Annotated in this window: 22 protein-coding genes; 17 read left to right on the top strand and 5 right to left on the bottom strand. The window is 32.4% G+C overall.

The window, feature by feature from the left end; translation table 11 throughout:
* Nucleotides 1-29: 29 nt before the first annotated feature.
* Entirely contained in the window at nucleotides 30-1,673 is a 1,644-nt protein-coding gene (locus FUA26_RS06560) for an acyl-CoA carboxylase subunit beta (RefSeq protein WP_147133305.1), read from the bottom strand.
* 177 nt (nucleotides 1,674-1,850) lie between these two features.
* Here FUA26_RS06560 and FUA26_RS06555 point away from each other — a divergent pair, with 177 nt between their 5' ends.
* The 5 genes from FUA26_RS06555 to ettA all read left to right on the top strand — a co-directional run bounded on the left by FUA26_RS06555 (nucleotide 1,851) and on the right by ettA (nucleotide 5,622).
* Complete coding sequence (locus FUA26_RS06555; protein WP_147133303.1) at nucleotides 1,851-2,381, top strand: NADPH-dependent FMN reductase; 531 nt, start codon at nucleotides 1,851-1,853, stop codon at nucleotides 2,379-2,381.
* Between the two features lie 15 nt (nucleotides 2,382-2,396).
* Complete coding sequence (locus tag FUA26_RS06550; RefSeq protein WP_147133300.1) at nucleotides 2,397-2,834, top strand: MarR family winged helix-turn-helix transcriptional regulator; 438 nt, start codon at nucleotides 2,397-2,399, stop codon at nucleotides 2,832-2,834.
* Nucleotides 2,835-2,844: 10 nt separating this feature from the next.
* Nucleotides 2,845-3,570 carry a pirin family protein gene (locus FUA26_RS06545; protein ID WP_147133297.1) on the top strand — a complete coding sequence of 242 codons (726 nt, stop codon included), beginning with the start codon at nucleotides 2,845-2,847 and terminating at the stop codon, nucleotides 3,568-3,570.
* 107 nt (nucleotides 3,571-3,677) lie between these two features.
* The gene (locus FUA26_RS15690; RefSeq protein ID WP_186826874.1) at nucleotides 3,678-3,854 is read left to right on the top strand and encodes a CAL67264 family membrane protein; all 177 of its coding nucleotides are present in this window, start codon (nucleotides 3,678-3,680) and stop codon (nucleotides 3,852-3,854) included.
* A 76-nt stretch (nucleotides 3,855-3,930) separates the two neighbouring features.
* Entirely contained in the window at nucleotides 3,931-5,622 is a 1,692-nt protein-coding gene (gene ettA, locus FUA26_RS06540; protein WP_147133294.1) for an energy-dependent translational throttle protein EttA, read from the top strand.
* A gap of 100 nt (nucleotides 5,623-5,722) precedes the next feature.
* Here the strand turns inward: ettA and FUA26_RS06535 are convergent, their stop codons facing one another.
* Nucleotides 5,723-5,896 (bottom strand): hypothetical protein, encoded by a 174-nt coding sequence (locus FUA26_RS06535; RefSeq protein ID WP_246109092.1) that lies wholly within the window; start codon nucleotides 5,894-5,896, stop codon nucleotides 5,723-5,725.
* Nucleotides 5,897-6,290: 394 nt separating this feature from the next.
* Here FUA26_RS06535 and FUA26_RS06530 point away from each other — a divergent pair, with 394 nt between their 5' ends.
* The 8 genes from FUA26_RS06530 to FUA26_RS06495 all read left to right on the top strand — a co-directional run bounded on the left by FUA26_RS06530 (nucleotide 6,291) and on the right by FUA26_RS06495 (nucleotide 16,595).
* Nucleotides 6,291-7,631 carry a microtubule-binding protein gene (locus FUA26_RS06530; protein WP_147133289.1) on the top strand — a complete coding sequence of 447 codons (1,341 nt, stop codon included), beginning with the start codon at nucleotides 6,291-6,293 and terminating at the stop codon, nucleotides 7,629-7,631.
* A gap of 168 nt (nucleotides 7,632-7,799) precedes the next feature.
* Complete coding sequence (locus tag FUA26_RS06525) at nucleotides 7,800-8,867, top strand: hypothetical protein (RefSeq protein ID WP_147133287.1); 1,068 nt, start codon at nucleotides 7,800-7,802, stop codon at nucleotides 8,865-8,867.
* 80 nt (nucleotides 8,868-8,947) lie between these two features.
* A complete protein-coding gene (locus FUA26_RS06520) occupies nucleotides 8,948-10,909 on the top strand; it encodes an AAA family ATPase (protein WP_147133284.1) in 1,962 nt (653 codons plus the stop codon).
* On the top strand, nucleotides 10,902-11,486 hold the full coding sequence (locus tag FUA26_RS06515) for an NUDIX domain-containing protein (RefSeq protein ID WP_147133282.1): 585 nt from the start codon (nucleotides 10,902-10,904) through the stop codon (nucleotides 11,484-11,486). Before FUA26_RS06520 ends, FUA26_RS06515 begins: the two co-directional genes overlap by 8 nt.
* An 84-nt stretch (nucleotides 11,487-11,570) precedes the next feature.
* A complete protein-coding gene (locus tag FUA26_RS06510; RefSeq protein ID WP_147133279.1) occupies nucleotides 11,571-12,806 on the top strand; it encodes a DUF6638 family protein in 1,236 nt (411 codons plus the stop codon).
* A gap of 72 nt (nucleotides 12,807-12,878) precedes the next feature.
* Nucleotides 12,879-13,430, top strand: a complete 552-nt coding sequence (locus tag FUA26_RS06505) for a hypothetical protein (RefSeq protein ID WP_147133276.1) — start codon at nucleotides 12,879-12,881, stop codon at nucleotides 13,428-13,430.
* 42 nt (nucleotides 13,431-13,472) lie between these two features.
* A complete protein-coding gene (locus FUA26_RS06500) occupies nucleotides 13,473-15,161 on the top strand; it encodes a hypothetical protein (protein ID WP_147133273.1) in 1,689 nt (562 codons plus the stop codon).
* Between the two features lie 138 nt (nucleotides 15,162-15,299).
* Nucleotides 15,300-16,595: an Ig-like domain-containing protein gene (locus FUA26_RS06495; RefSeq protein WP_147133270.1), complete on the top strand. Its 1,296-nt coding sequence runs from the start codon at nucleotides 15,300-15,302 to the stop codon at nucleotides 16,593-16,595.
* A 60-nt stretch (nucleotides 16,596-16,655) separates the two neighbouring features.
* On the opposite strand, the gene FUA26_RS06490 is transcribed toward FUA26_RS06495, so the two are convergent.
* Both FUA26_RS06490 and FUA26_RS06485 read right to left on the bottom strand, forming a co-directional pair.
* Nucleotides 16,656-17,123: a GNAT family N-acetyltransferase gene (locus FUA26_RS06490; RefSeq protein WP_147133268.1), complete on the bottom strand. Its 468-nt coding sequence runs from the start codon at nucleotides 17,121-17,123 to the stop codon at nucleotides 16,656-16,658.
* Nucleotides 17,113-18,132 carry a formimidoylglutamase gene (locus FUA26_RS06485; RefSeq protein WP_147133265.1) on the bottom strand — a complete coding sequence of 340 codons (1,020 nt, stop codon included), beginning with the start codon at nucleotides 18,130-18,132 and terminating at the stop codon, nucleotides 17,113-17,115. Before FUA26_RS06485 ends, FUA26_RS06490 begins: the two co-directional genes overlap by 11 nt.
* 103 nt (nucleotides 18,133-18,235) lie before the next feature.
* Between FUA26_RS06485 and FUA26_RS06480 the strand changes: the two genes are divergently transcribed.
* On the top strand, nucleotides 18,236-19,117 hold the full coding sequence (locus FUA26_RS06480; RefSeq protein ID WP_147133262.1) for a chromosome partitioning protein ParA: 882 nt from the start codon (nucleotides 18,236-18,238) through the stop codon (nucleotides 19,115-19,117).
* Between the two features lie 156 nt (nucleotides 19,118-19,273).
* Entirely contained in the window at nucleotides 19,274-19,849 is a 576-nt protein-coding gene (locus tag FUA26_RS06475; RefSeq protein WP_147133259.1) for a Crp/Fnr family transcriptional regulator, read from the top strand.
* A 160-nt stretch (nucleotides 19,850-20,009) separates the two neighbouring features.
* Here the strand turns inward: FUA26_RS06475 and fumC are convergent, their stop codons facing one another.
* Complete coding sequence (gene fumC / locus FUA26_RS06470; RefSeq protein ID WP_147133257.1) at nucleotides 20,010-21,407, bottom strand: class II fumarate hydratase; 1,398 nt, start codon at nucleotides 21,405-21,407, stop codon at nucleotides 20,010-20,012.
* A 164-nt stretch (nucleotides 21,408-21,571) separates the two neighbouring features.
* Between fumC and FUA26_RS06465 the strand changes: the two genes are divergently transcribed.
* Nucleotides 21,572-22,213: a peroxiredoxin gene (locus tag FUA26_RS06465; RefSeq protein WP_147133254.1), complete on the top strand. Its 642-nt coding sequence runs from the start codon at nucleotides 21,572-21,574 to the stop codon at nucleotides 22,211-22,213.
* 94 nt (nucleotides 22,214-22,307) lie between these two features.
* Complete coding sequence (locus FUA26_RS15685) at nucleotides 22,308-22,484, top strand: hypothetical protein (protein ID WP_186826873.1); 177 nt, start codon at nucleotides 22,308-22,310, stop codon at nucleotides 22,482-22,484.
* Nucleotides 22,485-22,497 lie beyond the last annotated feature (13 nt).

The raw sequence follows: 22,497 nt of genomic DNA, 5'->3' as shown, positions 1-22,497 counted from the left end.
TGTATTTGCCTATTTTTATTAGGTTTAAATTACACTTGTAAAACACCTAAATTAAATGGTTTTTCAATAGGAGCGTGGTTAGCTGCTTCAATGCCCATGCTAATCCATTTTCTAGTATCTAAAGGGTCAATAACAGCATCTGTCCATATTCTAGCAGCAGCATAGTAAGGAGATACTTGGTTGTCATATTTAGCTTTTATTTTATTGTAGAGCGCTTCTTCTTTTTCTTTGGTAAATGTTTCGCCTTGTTTTTCTAAAGAAGCTTTTTCAATTTGTAGTAAAACTTTAGCGGCACTTTTACCACTCATAACTGCCAATTCTGCACTAGGCCATGCAACTATTAAACGTGGGTCATAGGCTTTACCACACATAGCGTAATTACCAGCACCGTAACTATTGCCAATAACTACTGTAAATTTAGGTACTACCGAATTACTAACAGCATTTACCATTTTTGCGCCATCTTTAATAATACCACTATGTTCACTTTTGCTACCAACCATAAAACCAGTAACGTCTTGTAAAAAGACCAACGGAATTTTCTTTTGGTTACAGTTGGCTATAAAACGGGTAGCTTTATCTGCACTATCATTATAAATTACGCCGCCAAATTGCATTTCGGCAGGTTTTGTTTTGGCTCCTTTGGTTTTTACTATTTGGCGTTGGTTTGCAATAATACCAACAGCCCAACCATCTATACGCGCATAACAGGTAATAATGGTTTGGCCATAACCAGCTTTGTATTCTTCAAATTCAGAATTATCAACTAAGCGCTTTATGATTTCATACATATCATATTGATCGGCGCGACTTTTTGGCAAAATACCATAAATATCTTCTTGTTTTTCAAGTGGTTTAAGTGCTTTTGTGCGGTTAAAACCAGCTTTATCAAAACTTCCTATTTTATCAACTATATTTTTAATTTTATCAAGGGCGTCTTTATCATCTTTAGCTTTATAATCGGTTACACCGCTAATTTCACAATGTGTAGTAGCGCCACCAAGCGTTTCATTATCAATACTTTCACCAATGGCGGCTTTAACTAAATAGCTTCCTGCTAAAAAAATACTACCAGTTTTATCTACAATTAAGGCTTCATCACTCATAATAGGTAAATAGGCGCCACCTGCAACACAACTACCCATAACCGCAGCAATTTGTGTGATGCCCATGCTGCTCATAATAGCGTTATTTCTAAAAATACGCCCAAAGTGCTCTTTGTCTGGAAAAATTTCATCTTGCATTGGTAAATACACGCCAGCAGAATCGACTAAATAAATAATTGGTAGTTTATTTTCTATAGCTATTTCTTGGGCGCGCAAGTTCTTTTTTCCTGTAATTGGAAACCAAGCACCAGCTTTAACGGTAGCGTCATTGGCAACAACAATGCATTGTTTGCCTTTAATATGGCCAATTTTAACAACTACACCACCAGAAGGACATCCACCATGTTCGGCGTACATATCTTCGCCTGCAAAAGCAGCAATTTCTATACTTTTAGTATCATTATCTAACAAATATTCAATACGTTCTCTAGCGCTCATTTTACCCTTTGCGTGCAGGTTTTCTATGCGCTTTTTTCCACCACCAAGCTTTACTTTTGTTAGTCTTTTCTTTAAGTCGGATACTAAAAGTTTATTGTAATCTTCGTTTTTATTGAAGTTGATGTCCATAGTCAATTTTGTTTCCTGCTAAAGTACAAAACAAGATGTTTATGTAAAACAATGTTAATAAATTCATAAATTAAATTCTTAGGAAATATATTCCTTGGAATATATTTTAAATTATTTTAAATTTGTACCATGAAATTGATAAACAGAAAATTGTAATACCAACAAAAAAACAGATATATGAAAAAAATAGTAGCATTTGCAGGCAGTAATAGTAAAACATCAATTAACAAACAGTTAGCGGAATATGCAGCAAACTTGGTTGATGATGCTGAAATATCAATTTTAGATTTAAACGATTATGAGTTGCCTTTATATGGTATTGATTATGAATTAGAACATGGTATACCAGAAAACGCACACTTATTTTTAGGTGAAATTCAATCTGCCGATGGAATTGTTTTGTCTTTAGCAGAACACAATGGCGCCTATGCAACGGTATTTAAAAATATATTTGATTGGATGTCTAGAATTGATGGAAAATTATGGAGCAATAAGCCTATGTTATTAATGGCAACATCACCAGGAGCTAGAGGAGGAGCCACAGTTTTAGAAGTAGCAAAAGGCCGTTTTCCGTTTATGGGCGGTAATATTGTGGCAGAATTTAGTTTACCTTCATTTGGAGACAATTTTTCAAACGGGCAAATAACCAATACAACATTGAACAATGATTTGAAAGCGCAAGTTGCAGCTTTAAAAGATGCGTTATAAAAAATTATTGCAATTATGGGGAATATTTCAAAAGATATCAATTCAACATTTACTAATAGCAAAGTAAAAGCATTAATAAACATTATTTATACCGCCAATTGGATAAATAGTAAACAAAACGAGTTTTTTAAACCCTTTGGTATTTCGCCACAGCAATTTAATATTTTACGAATTTTACGTGGCGCAGCAAAGCCTATTAAAGTGCAAACTATTAAAGAACGTATGATTGAGCGTGCACCCAATGCAACGCGTTTAATGGATAAATTATATGCTAAACATTTAATTGATAGGTTACCGTGTCCAGACGATAGGCGTGTGGTGCATATAACTATTACAGATGAAGGTTTGAAACTTTTAACTGCTATTGATAAAGATTTAAAAGAAGACTTATTAGAAAATTTAACTACCACAGAAGCTAACCAATTAAGTAGTCTTTTAGATAAAATTAGATAATACATAAGCTATGAAAACTATATTACACAAAGCAGACACTAGAGGGTTTGCAAATCATGGTTGGTTGCAAGCCAATCATTCATTCAGTTTTGCAGGTTGGTTTAATCCAGAGCGTATAAATTTTGGTGCTTTACGCGTTTTAAATGACGATGTTATTGCTCCTAAAATGGGTTTTGGTACACATCCGCACAATGATATGGAGATTATTACCATACCGTTAAAAGGCGTGTTGAAACACCGTGATAATATGGGAGATGAATGGATACCTGTTGTACCTAATGAAGTGCAAGTTATGAGTGCGGGTACGGGTGTGCAACATTCTGAAATAAACGGGTCTAATGATGAATATTTGAGTTTGTTTCAAATATGGATAATTCCTGATAAACAAGGAGTAGCGCCGCGTTACGATCAAAAAACGTTTAAACCAGAAGACAGACAAGGAAAACTTCAAACGCTTGTAACATCGTTTAATGATACAGATACTGAAAGCTTAAAAATTCATCAAGATGCAAAATTATCACGTATAACTTTAGCGAAAAACACGCCCTTTACTTATAATTTAAAAAGTGATACACATGGTGTTTATATTATGAATATTTCGGGTGAAATTGAGTTAAATAACACCACAATAAACAGTAGAGATGCGCTTGGTGTTACAGATACTAATAAATTTACAATCAATGCTTTAAATGATTCTGAGGTATTGTTTATTGAGGTTCCAATGATTTCTTTATAACATTAAAAACAATTAATAGCTAAAGCATTCAAATTTTTGAATGCTTTTTTTGTTTAAAAATCCGATATTTGCTATTCTAAATTAAATACAATTAAATTATTATGGCAATGAATAAAAATACCGTGTTAGCATGGGCAACGTGGATTATGATTTTTGTAGGTTTAGCACTAATTGCATTAGGCGCTTTTAAATACCAAGAAGTAGCAGGTTATGGCTTTGCAGCTGTTGGTGTTGGCTTTTTTGCAATTGCATGGGTATTTAACGCATTAAAAGGCAGAGTATAAAACATAGTTTTTTATAACTTTATTTTCTCTTATTACAATAAATAAAAAACAAAAACTAGCAACTAATAATAAAAAAATGAGTGACGATAAGAAAGTAATTTTCTCAATGTCTGGTGTAACTAAAACATTTCAAAGTGCAAATACACCAGTGCTTAAAAATATATATTTAAGTTTTTTCTATGGTGCTAAAATTGGTATTTTAGGTTTAAATGGGTCGGGTAAATCTACTTTACTAAAAATTATAGCAGGTGTAGATAAAAATTATCAAGGTGATGTGGTTTTTTCTCAAGATTATTCTGTAGGGTATTTAGAGCAAGAGCCACAGTTAGATGAAAATAAATCCGTTTTAGAAGTTGTAAAAGAAGGTGCTGCAGCAACTGTTGCTATACTTGATGAGTATAACAAAATAAACGATATGTTTGGTTTAGAAGAGGTGTATAGTAACCCCGATAAAATGGAAAAACTAATGAACCGTCAGGCTGAACTTCAAGATCAAATTGATGCTGCTAATGCTTGGGAACTAGATACCAAATTAGAAATAGCCATGGATGCCTTAAGAACACCTGAGGGCGATAAAAAAATTGGTGTACTTTCTGGAGGTGAGCGCCGTAGAGTAGCACTTTGCAGATTGTTGTTACAAGAACCTGATGTGTTGCTTTTAGATGAGCCTACCAACCATTTAGATGCAGAATCTGTACATTGGCTAGAACACCACTTAGCACAATATAAAGGTACTGTTATTGCTGTTACTCACGACCGTTATTTTTTAGATAACATTGCAGGTTGGATTTTAGAGTTAGATAGAGGTGAGGGTATACCTTGGAAAGGAAATTACTCTTCGTGGTTAGATCAAAAATCAAAACGATTAGCACAAGAAAACAAAAGTGCTTCAAAACGTCAAAAAACACTTGAACGTGAGTTAGAATGGGTAAGGCAAGGTGCAAAAGGACGCCAAACCAAACAAAAGGCTCGTTTAAAAAATTACGATAAATTAATGAGTCAAGACCAAAAACAACTTGACGAAAAACTTGAAATTTACATTCCAAACGGGCCGCGTTTAGGAACAAATGTAATTGAAGCCAAAGGTGTAAGCAAAGGCTATGGTGATAAATTACTATATGAAGATTTAAACTTTAACTTACCCCAAGCAGGAATTGTTGGTATTATTGGGCCAAATGGCGCTGGTAAAACAACCATTTTTAGAATGATTATGGGTGAAGAAACACCAGACAAAGGTGCATTTGAGGTAGGCGAAACTGCTAAAATTGCTTACGTAGACCAAAGTCACTCTAACATAGATCCTGAAAAAACCATATGGCAAAACTTTAGTGATGAGCAAGAACTGGTTATGATGGGTGGGCGTCAAGTTAATTCTAGAGCCTATTTAAGCCGATTTAATTTCTCAGGAAGCGAGCAAAACAAAAAGGTTAAGTTACTTTCAGGTGGTGAGCGTAACCGTTTACATTTAGCAATGACATTAAAAGAAGAAGGTAACGTTTTGTTACTTGATGAGCCAACAAACGATTTAGATGTTAATACATTACGTGCTCTAGAAGAAGGTTTAGAAAACTTTGCAGGATGTGCCGTAGTAATTAGTCACGACCGCTGGTTTTTAGATAGAATTTGTACACACATATTAGCTTTTGAAGGCGATAGCCAAGTGTATTTCTTTGAAGGTAGTTTTTCAGATTACGAAGAAAATAAAAAGAAACGCTTAGGTGGCGATATCATGCCAAAACGAATTAAATACAAAAAACTAGTAAGATAATATCAAGATAAATATAGTTTTACAAAAAAGCTCACTTAATTTAAGTGAGCTTTTTTAATTTTTATACGTTGCTATTAGTTAAGTTATCATAACATGCACGTTATTGGTACATGTGTCCTTCAGTGAAATCATTATATTTCTTTTCACTCTTTTTTGCCATTTCTTCGCTTATTTTGTCTAAACGTTCGTTTTCTTTTTGTAATAAATGCGATTTTCTGATACCAAGTAAAAGAAGCACACTAAAAAATACAACAACAATAATAAGTACCGTCAAAATAGCACTTTGGCTAATTAGTAAACCAGTTAGGGAGAGATAGAAAGGGATTTTTAAAAATAGCATTGTTAGGGTATAAATAGGTTCAACTTATCAAATATACTAATAAAAAAATCAACTAAAGCATTAATAATGAAAAGAATATGAACATATTATTGTTAATATAAGAAAAAACATCTTTATAAAACCACTTTATTTAACCTATATTAGCTTACTTATTAACAGAAAAAAATCTTACGTGTTTTATTGTGCATTTCATCGAAAACATAATATTATTGTAACATTTTAATAATAAATTGTACTTATTATTAGCACAATAACTGTTTTAAAAGTCATCTTTTTTAACGAAATTGCTTAACTATAAAATTGTTCAACTTAATACAGAAAACTTACCATGTCTGATGATTTTGATTTATTAGAAACCAACTCAAATGAGAAAACAGAAAAAGTAGATGTTAATTGGGGAAAAGCCATTGACACTATGAAATCTAAATTAGCACAAGAAGATGACCCCGAAGTACGTCAAAAAATATTAAATGCCACTTTAGATGATGTGGTTAATATGGCCGAAAAAGACAGAACCACACTTTTAGATGCTATTAAAGACTTAACCGATTATCAAGACGAAGTTGGTATTCTTTTTGAAAAATTCTCATCATTAAACGCCACCGAGCAAAAAGTAATTGATGATGCACAAAAAGCCTTAGAACGCGCTAAAGTTGAACTTGAAGATGCAGAAAACAAACCAGACACATGGTGGAATAACCTTTGGGGCCGTAAAAGCAAAATAAAAAAAGCACAAGAAGCTCTTAAAGCAGCCGAAAAAACTAGAGCTGCCGCCGATAATAAAGCCAAAGCCATGTTTCAAGCTCGTATTGAAAGTGCCGATGTACAAACACTGTTAAGTGAACTTTCATATAAAAGTCAAGCAGCAGTAACACGCCTTAAAAACCGTGAGGTTGAAATAAAAGAGGTAGAAGATAAGTTACAAGACGCCATTGTTGAGGCCACTAAAAACCATACCAAAGCCTTAGAAAAAAAGAAAGAAGTTGAAGCCAAACTAGAAGCGCAATACGCCCTGCTTAAACAAGCAAGACAAGCTTTAGAAGATATAGCCGATAAACAATCTACCGAGTATGCCGAGGCCATTGGTAAAGTAACCACTTTAGAGCAAAAAGTAGAAGAATTAGAAGGTTTAAAAAATGCCTACACAACTTTAGCTGCCAGTAAAGATAGCTTTGTACATAAACATAACTTAACAATAAAAGTACTAACATCATTACGCAGCAACTTGCAAACACACCGCGCTAAATTAAAGAGTGATACCGAAGAGCGTTTAAAATATTATGATGGTTACGTAGTAGCATTAAAAGCACGAACAGACCAAGAATTTGCAGCAATTTTAGAGCATTTAGGTGTAAAAACCGATGAGCATATTGGCGAAACCCTAGCAGCAATGCATACCGCAAGTGCCAGAGCACGTCAAGATATGATGGACAACATTCCGGTACACGAAAAAGTAATGCAAGGTGTTTACAGCAGTTATGCCGAAGCCTTACAAGAAATTCGTGAAAAAGACGTAGATATACAAAAGAATTTTGCAGAGCGTTATGGTATAGACATGAAAGAAATTTTTGAAGAATATTATAAAGCAGATGCTAACAAACCAGCCAATGATGGTGCCCCAGAAGGCAACCCAAAACCATCAACAACTGAAGATGATTTGTTGTCTTAAAACATAAAGGGCGTTACCCCGATGAAAAATCGGGGTCAGGCTTTTCGTTGCAAGTCCTCGCTTCGCTGTGGGCTTTCCACTACAATCCTTAACGCACCTATTTGCTAACAAAAGCAAAAATCACAATGTATTTTCTGCCCTTCGCAATTGTACACTCAATATTAAAAAATGTCAATCAACCACATTACAACACCATTAGATTCCGCAACTTTAGACTCTAAAGAACATTACATATTTTACCATAAAATGGTAGATTTTGTATTCAAAGAACTCATAGTTGCCATACAGCGCCATAAACTTATCAATTCACAAGAAATAAACATGTTTAAACAATACTGTGATTTGTTATTGTATTCAGTAGAAGCTATGCGCGTAAAATACATGTATGATGAAGAAGATAACATGAAGGTTGATTTAACCGAATCTGGTTTTCCTAATTACTTAGAGTTTAGGTACCTGTTTAATGATTTAGAATTGCGTAACGAATATTTGCAAAAACTAACACCAATAACAGTACTACAAAACGAGTTTTTAGATACACTTATGCGCAAAAAAGAACCTATACAGCGCAGTAAACTTTTTCAAGCAGCATCAATTGTGTACTACACATCAGTTAATAAACAATTTATATTTAACCGGTTTGTACAAGGTAAAATTGTAAGCGCACCTAAAGATGCTCCTGCCAGTTTATTAACCAGTTGGAGTTTTTACGATGTAGCTACTAACAGGCCTTTTGTATGTTTTATGTACTTTAATTATGAAGGCAATAGAATAAACGATTATAAAAACGAAATTTATGAAGTTTTAAAACATAGTGCAGATAGAAAAATGAACCTAGACACTATGGCTTATGGTATTGATAGAAAATTAGAAAAAATATCACCTAAACTTATAAAACGCATAGATTTAGGACCACTTCATAATATGTTTGCTAAAGATGAAAATAATTTAACTCACACAATTTTAGAGGGCTTAAGTAAAAAAGAAATCCCTTTAGAATCTTATGCTTTATCATTAAAAATAGACGAAGTAACATCAAAAAGTGAATTTAAAGAAGGCAGCTTTTTTAATAAACAAATATTACAACGTTGGGATAACGTTTTTAAACAAAAATATGTATTTGCACCACACAGAATTATTCAACTATTCTATAATAAAACACCAGAATTAATGAACAAATTAGCTATTCCGCCAATTGAAATGGCAGATTTGAAGATTGAAAAAGTTAAAAATTAGTTAAGTCTATTAAGCATTATATTTTAAAATAGAGTCATTACACTTTTAACCTCTCAACCAATAACTTTTTACTAAAAAAAATGGAACACAACTCAACATTTCCTATAAAACAAACTGAATTAGATATGCTTCGTGATGAAGCAACCTCATACATAAAAAGCATACAATGGGAGCAAGGTGCTAAAGCAAAAAGTAGAGATAAAAACAACAAAGATGAATCTATTTTACTCTATTTATCACGTGCTAATAATGGAACAAGCACCACTGAAATAACATCAGTATCAAAAACTATTTTAGCTTTAAAAAAGCGTTTATTACCAGATTCTGTAGCAATACCGGTGTATTTAAACCAAACACTATTTGTAGTGCAAGAAGGCTTAACGTTGGGTATTTGGATTAAAGATAGTTATTATGACGCTTCAGGCTTAACAAGTTTAAACCAAAACAAATCGGCTTTAGATGCTACAGGAAAACGTGAGTTTGAAAGTAAAATGCACACCGCAACAGCATTTATGTTGTTTGCAACATCCTATAAAATTTTGCACGATTTAAAACCACATGCTTCAGATGATTTAAGTGTTATGAAACAGAAGTTTGCGGGCATTCCTGAAGTATCATTACTATCGCCTATAAAAGGTATATCATGTGCCTTATTTTACTTTGATAAGTATTTGGGCCATCCAGATATTATTAAATCTGATAAAGATGTTATAGATTTTACGGTGGTGTATTTTGAAGCTTTAATTGATGAAATTCAGCTTCGTAAAAATAGTTTAGAATACACTGAAACCATTGAAGACAGAACATATAAACTAGAAAACAGTGAATTTGCTGTAGCAGGCTGGAGCAATGTGTTTTCTGGCACTGCAAAAAGCGTAGAATTCAATAAAATTAAGTTTGAACAAATTGTAGGTAACCGTGATGCTAAACACTTTGCCCGCCGCTTAACCGAACGCATGTTAAGTTATGATTTTTCAGTAAAGAAAAACCCATTTCAAGAATTAGGTGGTTTTATGCCTGTGTTTATGGGCTATGGAATTCCCGGTACTGGAAAAAGCATGCTTATTGCAGCCATTGCAACCAGATTAAAAGAACATTGTGATGCATTAGACATTCCGTTTCTATTTCATCCCATGCCCGATACGCTAATTAGCACATTTCAGGGCGGTTCTGCCGAAAAAATGGTAGAATGGATGAAACCAATGCAAGACCCTTCAAAGTTAATTTTTGCACCTATTGATGATGCTGAAAATAACTTACAAGAACGTACAGCACAAGGCGTATCAGCAGGTGTAAAAGAAGTTATTGGTGTATTTTTACGTTACACTGAAGGTGCTTACGCAGTAAACTATGGTAACAGTTCTATTGGGTTGTTTACCAATTTACCCGAAATGCTTGATAAAGCAGTAATTTCGCGTGTACAAGGGCGTTTTAAAATTGATGGCGCACGTACTGAGCATGATTTTTTAGATCAAGATCACCTGTGGTGGCGTAAATTAGATGATACCATGCCTAATTTTGTAAACATGCAAGGGCCTGAAAATTACAGCTATTTACAAAATCAAGGCTTGGCTAAAAATATGGGTGAAATTTTAAGTCATGTTGAAAAACCAACTGAAGCCCGTGTTCATGCTATTTATGATGCGGTAGAGAAACAATTTAAAACCAATCAGCATTTGTTTTTTGCAAACTTGTATAAAGCTATGCAAGATGAATTTCCGTTCTTTTCATCGCGTGATGTTAGAAACATTCAAAGCGCCATTTCATTGCGTTTAACCGATTTTGATTTAGAAGAAGACTGGTTTACAAATCCTGAAATTTATTTCAAACAAGATTATGATACTAAATTTAACATGCTACAAGAATTAATGCGTAGTAACATGAAAGGTTTAAACTTTTCTGAAATTCGTCGTCAAGAAGTAGTACGTTATTTAGATAATGTGGCCACTATTGCTGATACCGATTTTAAACGAAAAGTTGATGCTAGAGTAAACCAATTAAATATTGAAATGGAAGCCCGTAAAACTTTTGACAATGCCTAAAGAATACATAAAAAACATAAAAAAAACGCTACTTTCAGATAATTATTATATTCTTAACAAAGTAACGTTTGATTATTTGATGAAAAACGGACGCTGGGTTAATACCATGCGTGAGGTGTATGATAGAGGTGATGGTGCTGGCATTCTTCTATATAACAAAAAAAAGCGCACCGTAATTTTAACAAAACAATTTAGAATGCCTACATATTTAAATGACAATGAAGATGGCTTTTTGGTTGAAATTGCTGCAGGCATGTTAGATAAAGATAACCCAGAAGCCTGTATTATTAGAGAAACCGAAGAAGAAACAGGCTACCGTTTAAAAAGTATTGAAAAAGTTTATGAAGCTTACTCATCACCGGGTGTAATGACCGAAAAAATGCATTTTTTTGTAGGTGAATATACTGATGATATGAAGGTAAATAATGGTGGAGGCGTAGCTAATGAACATGAAGATATTGAAGTGCTAGAAATGCCCTTTAATGAAGCTATAGATAAGTTACACAATGGCCAAATAGTTGACACACGCACCATAGTTTTGCTACAATATGCCATTATTAATAAGTTATTAGAATAATTTTGTTATGTCGTTTAAAGGCATAAATCACAAAAATTAAGTGTACAAAGTAAAAATACATTCCTGCTTTAGCAGTATGGAAATATGGAAAAATTAATAGAAGCCAATTTATACCGAAGTGAATTAATACCCGTAAGCGGTAAACTGGTAGAGCGTTACAACAAATGCTTGGTGAAACTTGGTTTTACACCAACAAAACTTACCAGTTTTTTAATTGACGGTATAGGCTGGAGCCCTGAAATTGCCGAAGAAAAAAACAATATAAACTACTTAAATAATGGAGAAGCAAACCCACACGGAATTATAATTTCGCCATTGCAAAAAGGCAAACCAGTGTATTTACCATTTCATACATTTGATAGAGATATGATGAAACATATTTTTAAAGTGTATGAACATCAAATTAAAGATATAACCAGAGACTCGGCCATTTGTATTGATTTTGATCAGAAAATTGATGCATTCTATGAACCTTTAGATGTGCTTAAATACAATACTATTCATATAAATTTTCATTTAATGAATAACTTGTATCATCAACAAAAAGAGCAACTTGCTTTAATTGATAAGTTTAAACATCACCATAATTTTATAAATGAAGATATTCACAATGAAATTTTAAAATCTGTTAAAACTTATGGCGATTTACGAGATAGGAATTTAGATTTACCAGCGCTCGATTTTTCAGTAAGTTCTTTTTATACAAGAGCCTTTGGTGGTGTGTATGTTTTAAGAGATTTTATATCGCCAATAGTTATTTTTGAAGATAAAAAATGGCATAAAGAAGCTATAAAAGACACTAATTATGATGTGTTAATTTTTCATATTCAACAAAAAGAATTAATGGATAAGTTAAGAGATCACATGATTATAGAGTATGATCTTGAAAAATCTGTTGAAACAAAACAATACCAACGTATAAAAAAGTTTGAGTTAGCACAACATTTAAAAGCACCCGAGCATCCTATTAACGATATTTTAAATAACCCCATACTTTTTAAAAGTTACTTAAATAAATTGACTATTGAAGACAGAAAAAAAGTAATGAGTGTAGAGCGTTATTTAGAAAAATTAGAAACTAGCAACCAGTATAAAATTGCCGATATAATAGACCCAGCAATGTTTAATGCATTGCATAAACCACATTCATCATTAGAAACAAAACACCAAGATTTAATTTGGAAACTCTTGGTAAACATAGCTCCAAAAGATGTATTATATTGGTATTGGTATGATAAACAAGATTTTTACAAGCATTTTGAAACATGGAATAATGCATTAAAAACTTGGGTAGTACAAACTATTAGTAACAATGTATAAAAATTTTATACTAATAATTGTAAACGGTTATAACGTAACAAACAACTAACAACAACAAACAAACAAACAACTATGGGATTAGAATTGGTAATTTTCATTGGCGCTATATTAGTAGGAATTCTTGTGTATTGGCGTGAATCACAAAGCAATGCTTTATACAGGTTTTTCAATAAAATTTTCAACAGTAAAGCACTTCAAATGAAACCAACAGATAAAAAGGGTTTTGTTTTTAAGCAAGCTTTTTTACCAAGATTAGTGTATGTAGTAGGCATTTTTTTAATTATAGGCTTAATAGTTCAGTTTTTAACACCTTTTAAAATTTTTACCAATTACAATGGTATTTCTGCGTTTTCATCGGTGGTTGTTGGGGTTTTAATTGGTACGTATGTGGCTAATTTCGTTTTAAAATCGGGTAAAGTTATTGAAGAAAAAGCCGATGTTGTTGAAGATTTAGTTAATGACGCTGTTGAAAAAGGTAAAGATTTAATTGAAGACATTACAACAAAAGAAGTTGCTGCTGATGATGTAACACCAACCAAAGAAAACGTACCTGAAAGTAACACAGATAATGAAACTAAAAAAAGCGCCAGAGAACGCTTAAAAGATAAAGGGTACCTTAAATAGTTAATAAAAAGCATTAAAAATTAGTGATAAAGCCATAATAAAATGATAAAATCTTACTGGAATAAAGGCGCAAAACAAAAGCGTAACACCATAATTTTTGGTTTAATTTTACTCATACTCCTTTTTGTATTAAGAGATGATTATCAACCAGCACTATTATTTATTAGAAAATTTATTTTTGTTATTCTTTTGAGTGCTTTGGTATTGTTTTTTGGATTACGAAAATTTAGAAATACCGCTAGTACAGGTGGCAGATTGGGCATTTTAGCACTTTTAGTTGTGTTTTTTGGTATTTTATATGTAGTTGGTTGGCATTACAACATGTATAATTACATGAAAACCTATAATGTATTTAATAGTTTAAATAAAATTGAAATTAATGAGTTGCCATTAACACAAAACGAGCGTATACAGCCATTACGCAATATTTTTTCAATGGCCAATGAAAGTGTTGGCGAAACCAAAGATGTATCATTACCACATTTAGTTAGAATAGGCAATGAAAATAAATGGACCATGGCCATACAACCAACCGAAAAATACGTTTGGCAAGGCATGACAGATAATACAGAAGAAGTTTTTGCGGTGTCCAGTACCACGCCTTTTCCTAGATTTTCAAGTGAAAACCGTATTCCGGTTACATTCTCAATTGGCGAGTCGTTAAAATTTAGCCGAAACACATACAATGCCGTAGTACAGCGCTTTAACTTTTTTCAGTTGTTTACCATGGAACCAAGTGATACCTATTATATGAAAAATGATAATGGACAATGGGTGCAAGTTGTTAGTTTAATAAAGTGGAAAGGTTTTTTATTTCCGTATCCAACCTTTGGTGGTGTTATGGTAATTGATAATGGCGAGCATAATTTAAAGGATTATTTAGAGCGCATTGCCATAGGTAAAGGCACCTATGTTAGTCCAGAAAACATGAGTAATTATCCATATTTAACACGCCAAAATACCTTAGCTGAAAAAGTATCACGCTTGCAGGCAGAATCGTTAAAGTTTTTAGGTGGTTTTAGTGATCCGTTACCATGGAATATGGAAACCGCTGTTAAAATTCCTATACTACCCGATGACCAAAATCAACAACCATTTGTAACAGATTTTGATTTTTCTGACACTAACACAAATGCTTACAGCGGTTTATATCACTGGTTTGGTTTAGAGCCCGTTGGTGACGAGCGTACAAGCTTAACCTTTAGTGTTTTTGTGCCTGCCGATGGTACAAACAAGTTTTACTACTATAATCATGCTGCTAAAAAACAAGGATATGCAGGCGTATCGGCAATGCCATTAAAAGTTATTGAATCTAGAAAAGAGTTTGATTGGTCTGTTAATAAACCTGTTGAATTTAGGCCGTATATTAAGAGTATTGCAGGTAGAAAACGTATGTTTTTCTTAGGAACTATTTCTGCTATAAGAGATAATGAAGCCGAAAAGTTTGATGGGTCTGCAACTCCAGATTTGGCATTAATAGATAGTGAATATAGAGATGTTATTTGGATAGATGTTAAGCATCCAAGCCAATGGGATAAAACAGTTTACAATCAATTAGGCGAAGCTTGGAGAGCAAGCGAGGGTATTGGTTACTACTTTGTTGAAGAAACTAAAGATATTGATGTTGAAACCCAAACAATTGACGCTACGTCTGTATCCATAAAAACAGAAAAAGAAATTCAAATAGAACAACTTCAAAAACAAATAGATTCCTTAAAATCATCTAATTAACAGTTAATTATGTTAAATGTATAGTTTTTGTCAAGTTTTATTTGGCATTTACAAAACATTTGTTTCATTGCAATAACCATACGTTTTAGTATTAACTTTAGTTGTCGTTTAATTTTGAATAAATCATAATTAATAACGATGAAATTAAAGTTAAACGTACAAGCATATATAATGCTTTTTACTATTTTTTTTGGTGTTGTAGTAAGCTGTAATAGTTGTTCTAGCAGTAATTCTAATGAGGAAGAACAAACCGAAACACCTAATGATACACCAACAGCTAAAAATGATACTTTAACAGTTTTAGAAAATAGTACATCTGGCACCGCTAATCAAATTGATGTATCACAAAATGATGATATTGGTAATGATGGTGGCGATACTAACAATTATAGCATAAAAACTAATGCTACAAACGGCAGCGTTACAGAGGTTTCTGATGGTGTGTTTGAATATATTCCCAATACAAATTTTAGTGGGCAAGATAGTTTTGTGTATACCTTAACAGATGAAGATGGAGATACAAGTGAAGCCACAGTAACCATAACAGTTACTGAGGTTCCTAATGGACCAACAGCAGAAGATTTTAATAACATTGACCCAAATTTCCCGTCATTTGTTTCTATTGAAAATACAACACCAACAGGAAAAAAATGGGTAAAACATGAACCCATGTCTGATGAGTTTGATACCTGGGATAGTACAAAATGGTTTAAATCTACATGGCATTATGGCGCACCTGTATTTATGTCAAATTCAGCTACAAACTCAGGAGTTACTGATGGTAAATTATGGATTAAAGCTACCTTAAATGAAAGTAATCCAGAAAATAGATGGTTTCAAACTGCAAGAATTCACTCAAAAGCAGAAACCAAATATCCCATGTACACTGAGGCTAGTATAAAAACAGCCCATATTTCAGCATATAATACGTATTGGTTAAACAACGGTGATATTAACAATAGAGATGAAATTGATATTATTGAAAATAACTCTAAACCTTCATGCACTAATTGCGATGCCGAAATTTTTCCTGAAAGAATGAATTCACAATATTTTCAGGCAGATGAGAATGAAACACCGCAAACCATTAGAAATAAAGGAACCTATCTTAGAGCAGATTTATCTGATGCAAATCCTTTAAAAAATAAAGGGTGGAATGAAGCTTACCATACGTACGGCGTTTGGTGGAAAGATGCTAAACACATACAATTTTACTTAGATGGTGAACCTGCAGGAAGTGTTGTTGTAGGAGAACATAACGATGGAAATACTTATGACAGAGTGTTTACCCGCGATTTAGAAATTATTTTTGATTTATGGACCAATGAAGCTGGTTGGTTAGGTGGTTTGCCACCAAAATCTGATTTAGCAGATGATACAATTAACACTATGCGAGTTGATTGGGTAAGAACTTGGAAGTTAGAAGACGAATAGTTAGTCTTTTTAATTTAGTTTGTTTGTAAAAACCGAAGTTTTAGCTTCGGTTTTTTTGTTTTAAAAAATCAATTCCATTTTAATATCACTACGTTTATAAGGTGAGTTAGGTTCAACAGGAATTTCAACAAAGCCAAATTTTTTATAAATATAAATAGCGTTTTCAAGTTTTGTGTTAGAGTAGAGTATGAGTTTAGGTAGTTTCATAGTATGTTTTGCAAAATTTATACAATGCTCTAATAATTTCTGACCAATTTTTAAACCTCTATGTGTAGTTGACACCGCCATTTTTGTGAGCTCAAACTGGCCATTATTACCAATAGGCATTAAAGCTACTGTGCCAACAATGGTATTGTTTAGTTTAGCAAAAAAAATGTGGCCGCCTTTATTAATAATATATGTTTCAGGATTGCTTAAAACATTTTCATCAAAAGGTTCAACCACAAAAAATGTTTTTAACCATTCAATATTCAAACTGTAAAAATGCGTTGTATATTCAGGTTTAAAAGTATCAAATTCAATGTTCATTTGCTTTTATAAAATCTGTTATTAAATAAGTTATTAGTTTACCAATTTGTTGTTGATTTTTCTTTTTTGGTATGGCTTCACAAATGTGTAAATAGGTAGCGTTTTCGTGTTTAGCAAAATAATTTATAAATTTTCGTGTTTTACTAACACTAAATCCGCTGGGTGTCATAGCACTGCTTGTTATATTTTCAATAGCATCACAATCTACTTCAATACCAAAATTAAATTTACTTATATGGTTTAAAGCGCGTTCCATTTCGGATTTAAACTTAAGTGTGCTAGTTATTTCAATACTTTCAAATGTATTATATTTAACAGCTTTAACTATATTTAATGAAGTTAAAACAGCTTCAGAGGTGTAGTTTTCGTGCAAACCAAACACAAAGTATTTTTTTAAAAAACCTTCTGCATAAGCATAACTAAATCCGTTGCCACTGTGTCTTCCTTTGTCAAATCTAAAATCTGTGTGAGCATCAAAATTAATAGCGTTTATAGGGCTGTTTAAAGCCAATGCGGCTCCTTTAATGTTTCCGTAAGCATTATTGTGGCCACCACCAATAATAATAGGTTTTTTTCCGGCAGCAATAATAGTATGTACTAAATGCGTAACATCTTTATCAATAGTATCAACTAAATTTCGGGCTTTCTTTATGTTGGCTTGTGTTTTGCTGTTTAAAGGCTTTATGTGGTTTAAGGCATCAGTGAAGTTTAAATGCCCTAAAATTAAAACACGTTCGGGTTTAGTAAAACGGTTGCTTTGTATGTTAAGCAAAGCCTGTAAGGTAGCTTCCCAGGCTTTGTGAGTTCCTGTGTTTCCGTAGTTTGCATATACGCCAACATCTTCACAAATACCAAAAATTACGTAAGAAACATCTAAATTAACAAGTTGCTCGTATATGTTAGAAATGCTTGAAAGTAATTTAACATGTTGTCCAAATTTAGATTCGCCTAAACGCTTATTTATAAGTTTATTTTTAGTAACGCTATCTAATAAAACAAGTTTATCCATTTGGTGGAAATTTTTATATAAAAATACACTAAATAATTATTTAAAAGCATTACATTGAAAACAATAAATTAAACTTAAATTTTACATTAAAAAACACATAACTATGGAAGGAAATAAAGGTAACACAGGGCTTAAGGTGGCGTTAGGTATTGCTTTTGCTTTATTTTTAGGACTTGGTTTTTATACCATGAATTTAATGAATGAAAGCAAGCAAACTAAAAACGATTTAATGGCTGAAAAACAGCTAGTAATGAATGATTTAGATGCTATGGCTAAACAATATGACGAGGCTATTGGTGAAAACAAAACAGCTAATAAAAATTTAGTTGATGCCAGAGAACGTATTCAGGGATTAATAGATTCTTTAAAAATTTCAGAAACTAACGTAAGAAGCCTATGGCGTTATAAAAAGAAATACTTATCGTTACAAAAAGAAATGGATGTATTGTTAGCTCAAAATGATTCATTACGTGTTGAAAACAGCTACTTAGCATCATCATTAGATAGTACACGCGTAAGGTTAGAAGAGCGTACAATGTTTACAGATTCATTATTAGTACAAAACACAGCTTTAGCCGAAGTTGTTGAAAATGCTGCAATTTTAGGTACAGTTGGATTAAAAGGATTTGGGGTAATTGAAAGAACTTCGGGTAAATTAATTCCTACTGAAAGAGCTGGTAGAACCGATAAAATTAGAGTATGTTTTACCGTAGCTAAAAATAATTTAGTACAAGCTGGAGATCAAGAACTTTATATACAAGTTATAGACCCTCAAAACAATATTTTAGGTTTAAATGAACAGGTACAATTTGACGGACAAACATTAAACTACAGTACTATTAGTAAGTTTAATTATGAAAACGCTAATTTAAATGTTTGTGAGTTTGTAGTTAAAGCCGATGAAGATTTTGAAAAAGGACGTTACGTTGTAAATATATACAATGAAAAAGATTTAGTTTCAACTTCAGAATTTACGCTAAAGTAAATTAATATAACACTTAAAGTTAAGCTCCTAGTTTTCTGCTAGGGGCTTTTTATTTTTACTATTAAACAAGATTATTGGTAAATAGTAGGGAAATAATTGTGATAAATTAATAAACATTTTAACTTAGTTTAACCAATTTACCCTAACAAAATTTTAATGCATCCTAACTTTCATTTTTTAAACAAACTTGGTAATATATCTGAAGAAACATTTTTAGAAATTGCAAACATTACAGAGTTTAAACGCTTAAAAGCGGGTACACAGCTTATAAAACATGGCGAAGTACCCACTAAACTTTATTTTTTAGTAGGTGGTGTTGTAAGGTGTTATGTAACTACCGAAAAAGGAAAAGAGTTTAATAAATCATTCTATTTACAAAACCATTTTGTAGCTTCTTTAACAGCTTTAGTTACTAATAAACCATCAAAATTTGTATTTGAAACACTTACCGATTGTAAAATTTATGAAGTAGATTATCATAAAATTAAAGATATGTGTAAAACCAATTTAGCGCTTAGTAATTTAAACGCTACAATTTTAGAGTATGTGTATATAAATTATGAAAAACGCCTGTTAAATTTAATAACGCTTGATGCTACTGAACGCTACTTAGCTTTACGTAAAGAAATTCCAGATTTAGAAACTATTATTCCGCAATATCATATAGCTTCATATTTAGGTATTACACCCGTACAATTAAGCCGAATTAGAAAAAAAATTGAAGCACGTTAACATTTGTTAACTATTAAAAACATCAATAATTATATATTTGAGATATATTCCTTGTAACATTTGTAATTTATGTAAGGATTGATAGCTAACTAACCAAAAAAAACCAGGTAATAATTAATTAACCTGGTTTTTTGTTATAAATAGTATGTGTTTTTTGGTGTTATTTTAAGCTACCAACCATGTCTTTAGGGTTTACCCATTCATCATATTCTTCAGCAGTAACATAACCTAAATTAATAGCTTCTTCTTTTAAAGTAGTACCATTTTTGTGCGCTGTATTTGCTATTTCAGCAGCTTTATAATACCCTATTTTGGTATTTAAAGCAGTAACAAGCATTAATGAGTTGTTAAGCAGTTTTTCAATTACAGTATGGTTAGGCTCAATTCCAACAGCACAATTAACATCAAAACTCACACAGGCATCTCCAATTAATTGAGCCGATTGTAAAACATTTGCTGCCATAACTGGCTTAAAAACATTTAATTCATAATGGCCTTGAGTGCCACCAACAGTTACAGTTACATCATTACCAAAAACCTGTGCGCAAACCATCGTTAAAGCTTCGCATTGTGTTGGGTTTACTTTTCCGGGCATTATAGAACTTCCTGGTTCATTGGCAGGAATTATAATTTCTCCAATACCACTTCTTGGTCCAGAAGCCATCATTCTAATATCATTAGCTATTTTATTTAATGATACCGCTAATTGTTTTAAAGCACCGTGTGTTTCAACTAAAGCATCATGAGCTGCTAATGCTTCAAACTTATTAGGTGCTGTTACAAATGGTAAATTGGTAAATTTTGCAATATATTCAGCTACACGTTTATCATATCCTTTAGGCGTGTTAAGGCCTGTACCTACAGCAGTACCACCTAAAGCAAGTTCACTTAAATGCGGCAAGGTATTTTCTAAAGCTTTAATGCCGTGGTCTAGTTGTGCTACATAACCCGATAATTCTTGCCCTAAAGTTAAAGGTGTAGCATCCATAAGGTGTGTTCTACCTATTTTTACAACATCTTTAAATGCTTTAGATTTTTTATCTAGTGTGTTTCTAAGTTGTTTAACACCAGGAATAGTAACTTCTACTATTTTTTTATAGGCAGCAATGTGCATACCTGTAGGGAAGGTATCGTTTGATGATTGCGATTTGTTAACATCATCATTAGGTTGTATTGTTTTTTCACCTTCACCAATAGTTTTTCCAGCCAATTGGTGTGCTCTGTTTGCAATAACTTCATTTACATTCATATTGCTTTGTGTACCAGAACCTGTTTGCCAAACAACTAACGGAAATTGGTCATCATGTTTTCCTTCTAAAATTTCATCACAAACTTGGGCAATTAAATCGCGCTTTTCAATAGCTAAAACGCCTAATTCGCAGTTAGTGTAAGCTGCGGCTTTTTTCAAATACGCAAATCCGTAAACAACTTCAAGCGGCATTGAAGCAGCCGGACCAATTTTAAAGTTATTTCTAGATCGTTCTGTTTGTGCACCCCAAATTTTATCGGCAGGTACTTTTACCTCGCCCATGGTGTCTTTTTCTATTCTGAAACTCATGTTTAATACGTTTTAATTGTATAACACAAATTTACTGTTTACTAACTTTTTATCTATGATATTTGTTATTTTTTTTAACAGATATATAACACAAATTTTTTTCGTTGCATTGTAAAATCTACTAATTTAGTAGGAAATAAAAAACTATATAAAATTTAAATATTATGGCAACAATAAGGTTAGGAGATACGGCTCCAAATTTTACAGCGCAATCAACTGAAGGTGATATAAATTTTCATGAATGGTTAGGTGATAGTTGGGGGGTGTTGTTTTCACATCCGTCTGATTATACACCCGTTTGTACTACTGAGCTTGGTACTGTAGCAAAATATAAAGATGAATTTGATAAACGTAACACCAAAGTAGTAGCTTTAAGTGTAGATGGTTTAGAATCTCATAAAGGTTGGGTTAATGATATAAATGAAACCCAAAATACAACGGTTAATTTTCCAATAATTGCCGACGAAGACAAAAAAGTATCTGAACTTTATGATATGATTCACCCCAATGCCGATAGTAATTTAACTGTTAGATCTGTTTTTATTATTGGTGATGATAAAAAAGTGAAGTTAATTATAACATATCCTGCATCAACAGGTAGGAATTTTGATGAATTACTTCGTGTTATAGATTCTTTACAACTTACAGCGTACCATAAAGTGGCAACACCAGCCAACTGGAATCATGGTGATGATGTTGTGGTAAGTCCTGCAATTTCAACTGAAGATGCTAAAACCATTTTCACAAAAGGTGTTAATGAAGTGAAACCTTATTTACGCATGACACCACAACCTAATTTAAACTAGTTAAAAACTCTGTTAATAAATTTAAAAACTATATTGTATAACAAATAGCTTTGCATTATCTTTGCAACAGTTTATTAAAAGAGAACTTACAATTATGTTTGAATTTGACCAATATTTAGGATTTTTAGCTTTTTTAACCATTTTAACAATAGGTTTTTGGTTAATGATATTTTTATTAACGTTTGTAATTCCTTACTGGATTTTTGGATCTTCAATTGAAAGATTAAAAGAAATAATAGAGGAAAAGAAAGCTAAACGTGCTCAAGCATAATTTCAAAAATACT

The organism is Seonamhaeicola algicola (assembly GCF_007997385.1).
Lineage (GTDB): Bacteria > Bacteroidota > Bacteroidia > Flavobacteriales > Flavobacteriaceae > Seonamhaeicola > Seonamhaeicola algicola.
Note: the sequence above shows the minus strand (reverse complement) of the source record. Positions and strands in the feature narration are given on the sequence as shown.

Coding starts and splice junctions, on each gene's coding strand:
- FUA26_RS06505 (WP_147133276.1), top strand. CDS start 12,879: ATGGGATTAGAATTGGTAATTTTCATTGGCGCTATATTAGTAGGAATT.
- FUA26_RS15690 (WP_186826874.1), top strand. CDS start 3,678: ATGAATAAAAATACCGTGTTAGCATGGGCAACGTGGATTATGATTTTT.
- FUA26_RS06550 (WP_147133300.1), top strand. CDS start 2,397: ATGGGGAATATTTCAAAAGATATCAATTCAACATTTACTAATAGCAAA.
- FUA26_RS15685 (WP_186826873.1), top strand. CDS start 22,308: ATGTTTGAATTTGACCAATATTTAGGATTTTTAGCTTTTTTAACCATT.
- FUA26_RS06495 (WP_147133270.1), top strand. CDS start 15,300: ATGAAATTAAAGTTAAACGTACAAGCATATATAATGCTTTTTACTATT.
- FUA26_RS06545 (WP_147133297.1), top strand. CDS start 2,845: ATGAAAACTATATTACACAAAGCAGACACTAGAGGGTTTGCAAATCAT.
- FUA26_RS06465 (WP_147133254.1), top strand. CDS start 21,572: ATGGCAACAATAAGGTTAGGAGATACGGCTCCAAATTTTACAGCGCAA.
- FUA26_RS06560 (WP_147133305.1), bottom strand. CDS start 1,673: ATGGACATCAACTTCAATAAAAACGAAGATTACAATAAACTTTTAGTA.
- FUA26_RS06480 (WP_147133262.1), top strand. CDS start 18,236: ATGGAAGGAAATAAAGGTAACACAGGGCTTAAGGTGGCGTTAGGTATT.
- FUA26_RS06555 (WP_147133303.1), top strand. CDS start 1,851: ATGAAAAAAATAGTAGCATTTGCAGGCAGTAATAGTAAAACATCAATT.
- FUA26_RS06500 (WP_147133273.1), top strand. CDS start 13,473: ATGATAAAATCTTACTGGAATAAAGGCGCAAAACAAAAGCGTAACACC.
- FUA26_RS06530 (WP_147133289.1), top strand. CDS start 6,291: ATGTCTGATGATTTTGATTTATTAGAAACCAACTCAAATGAGAAAACA.
- FUA26_RS06520 (WP_147133284.1), top strand. CDS start 8,948: ATGGAACACAACTCAACATTTCCTATAAAACAAACTGAATTAGATATG.
- FUA26_RS06475 (WP_147133259.1), top strand. CDS start 19,274: ATGCATCCTAACTTTCATTTTTTAAACAAACTTGGTAATATATCTGAA.
- FUA26_RS06485 (WP_147133265.1), bottom strand. CDS start 18,132: ATGGATAAACTTGTTTTATTAGATAGCGTTACTAAAAATAAACTTATA.
- ettA (WP_147133294.1), top strand. CDS start 3,931: ATGAGTGACGATAAGAAAGTAATTTTCTCAATGTCTGGTGTAACTAAA.
- fumC (WP_147133257.1), bottom strand. CDS start 21,407: ATGAGTTTCAGAATAGAAAAAGACACCATGGGCGAGGTAAAAGTACCT.
- FUA26_RS06525 (WP_147133287.1), top strand. CDS start 7,800: ATGTCAATCAACCACATTACAACACCATTAGATTCCGCAACTTTAGAC.
- FUA26_RS06490 (WP_147133268.1), bottom strand. CDS start 17,123: ATGAACATTGAATTTGATACTTTTAAACCTGAATATACAACGCATTTT.
- FUA26_RS06510 (WP_147133279.1), top strand. CDS start 11,571: ATGGAAAAATTAATAGAAGCCAATTTATACCGAAGTGAATTAATACCC.
- FUA26_RS06515 (WP_147133282.1), top strand. CDS start 10,902: ATGCCTAAAGAATACATAAAAAACATAAAAAAAACGCTACTTTCAGAT.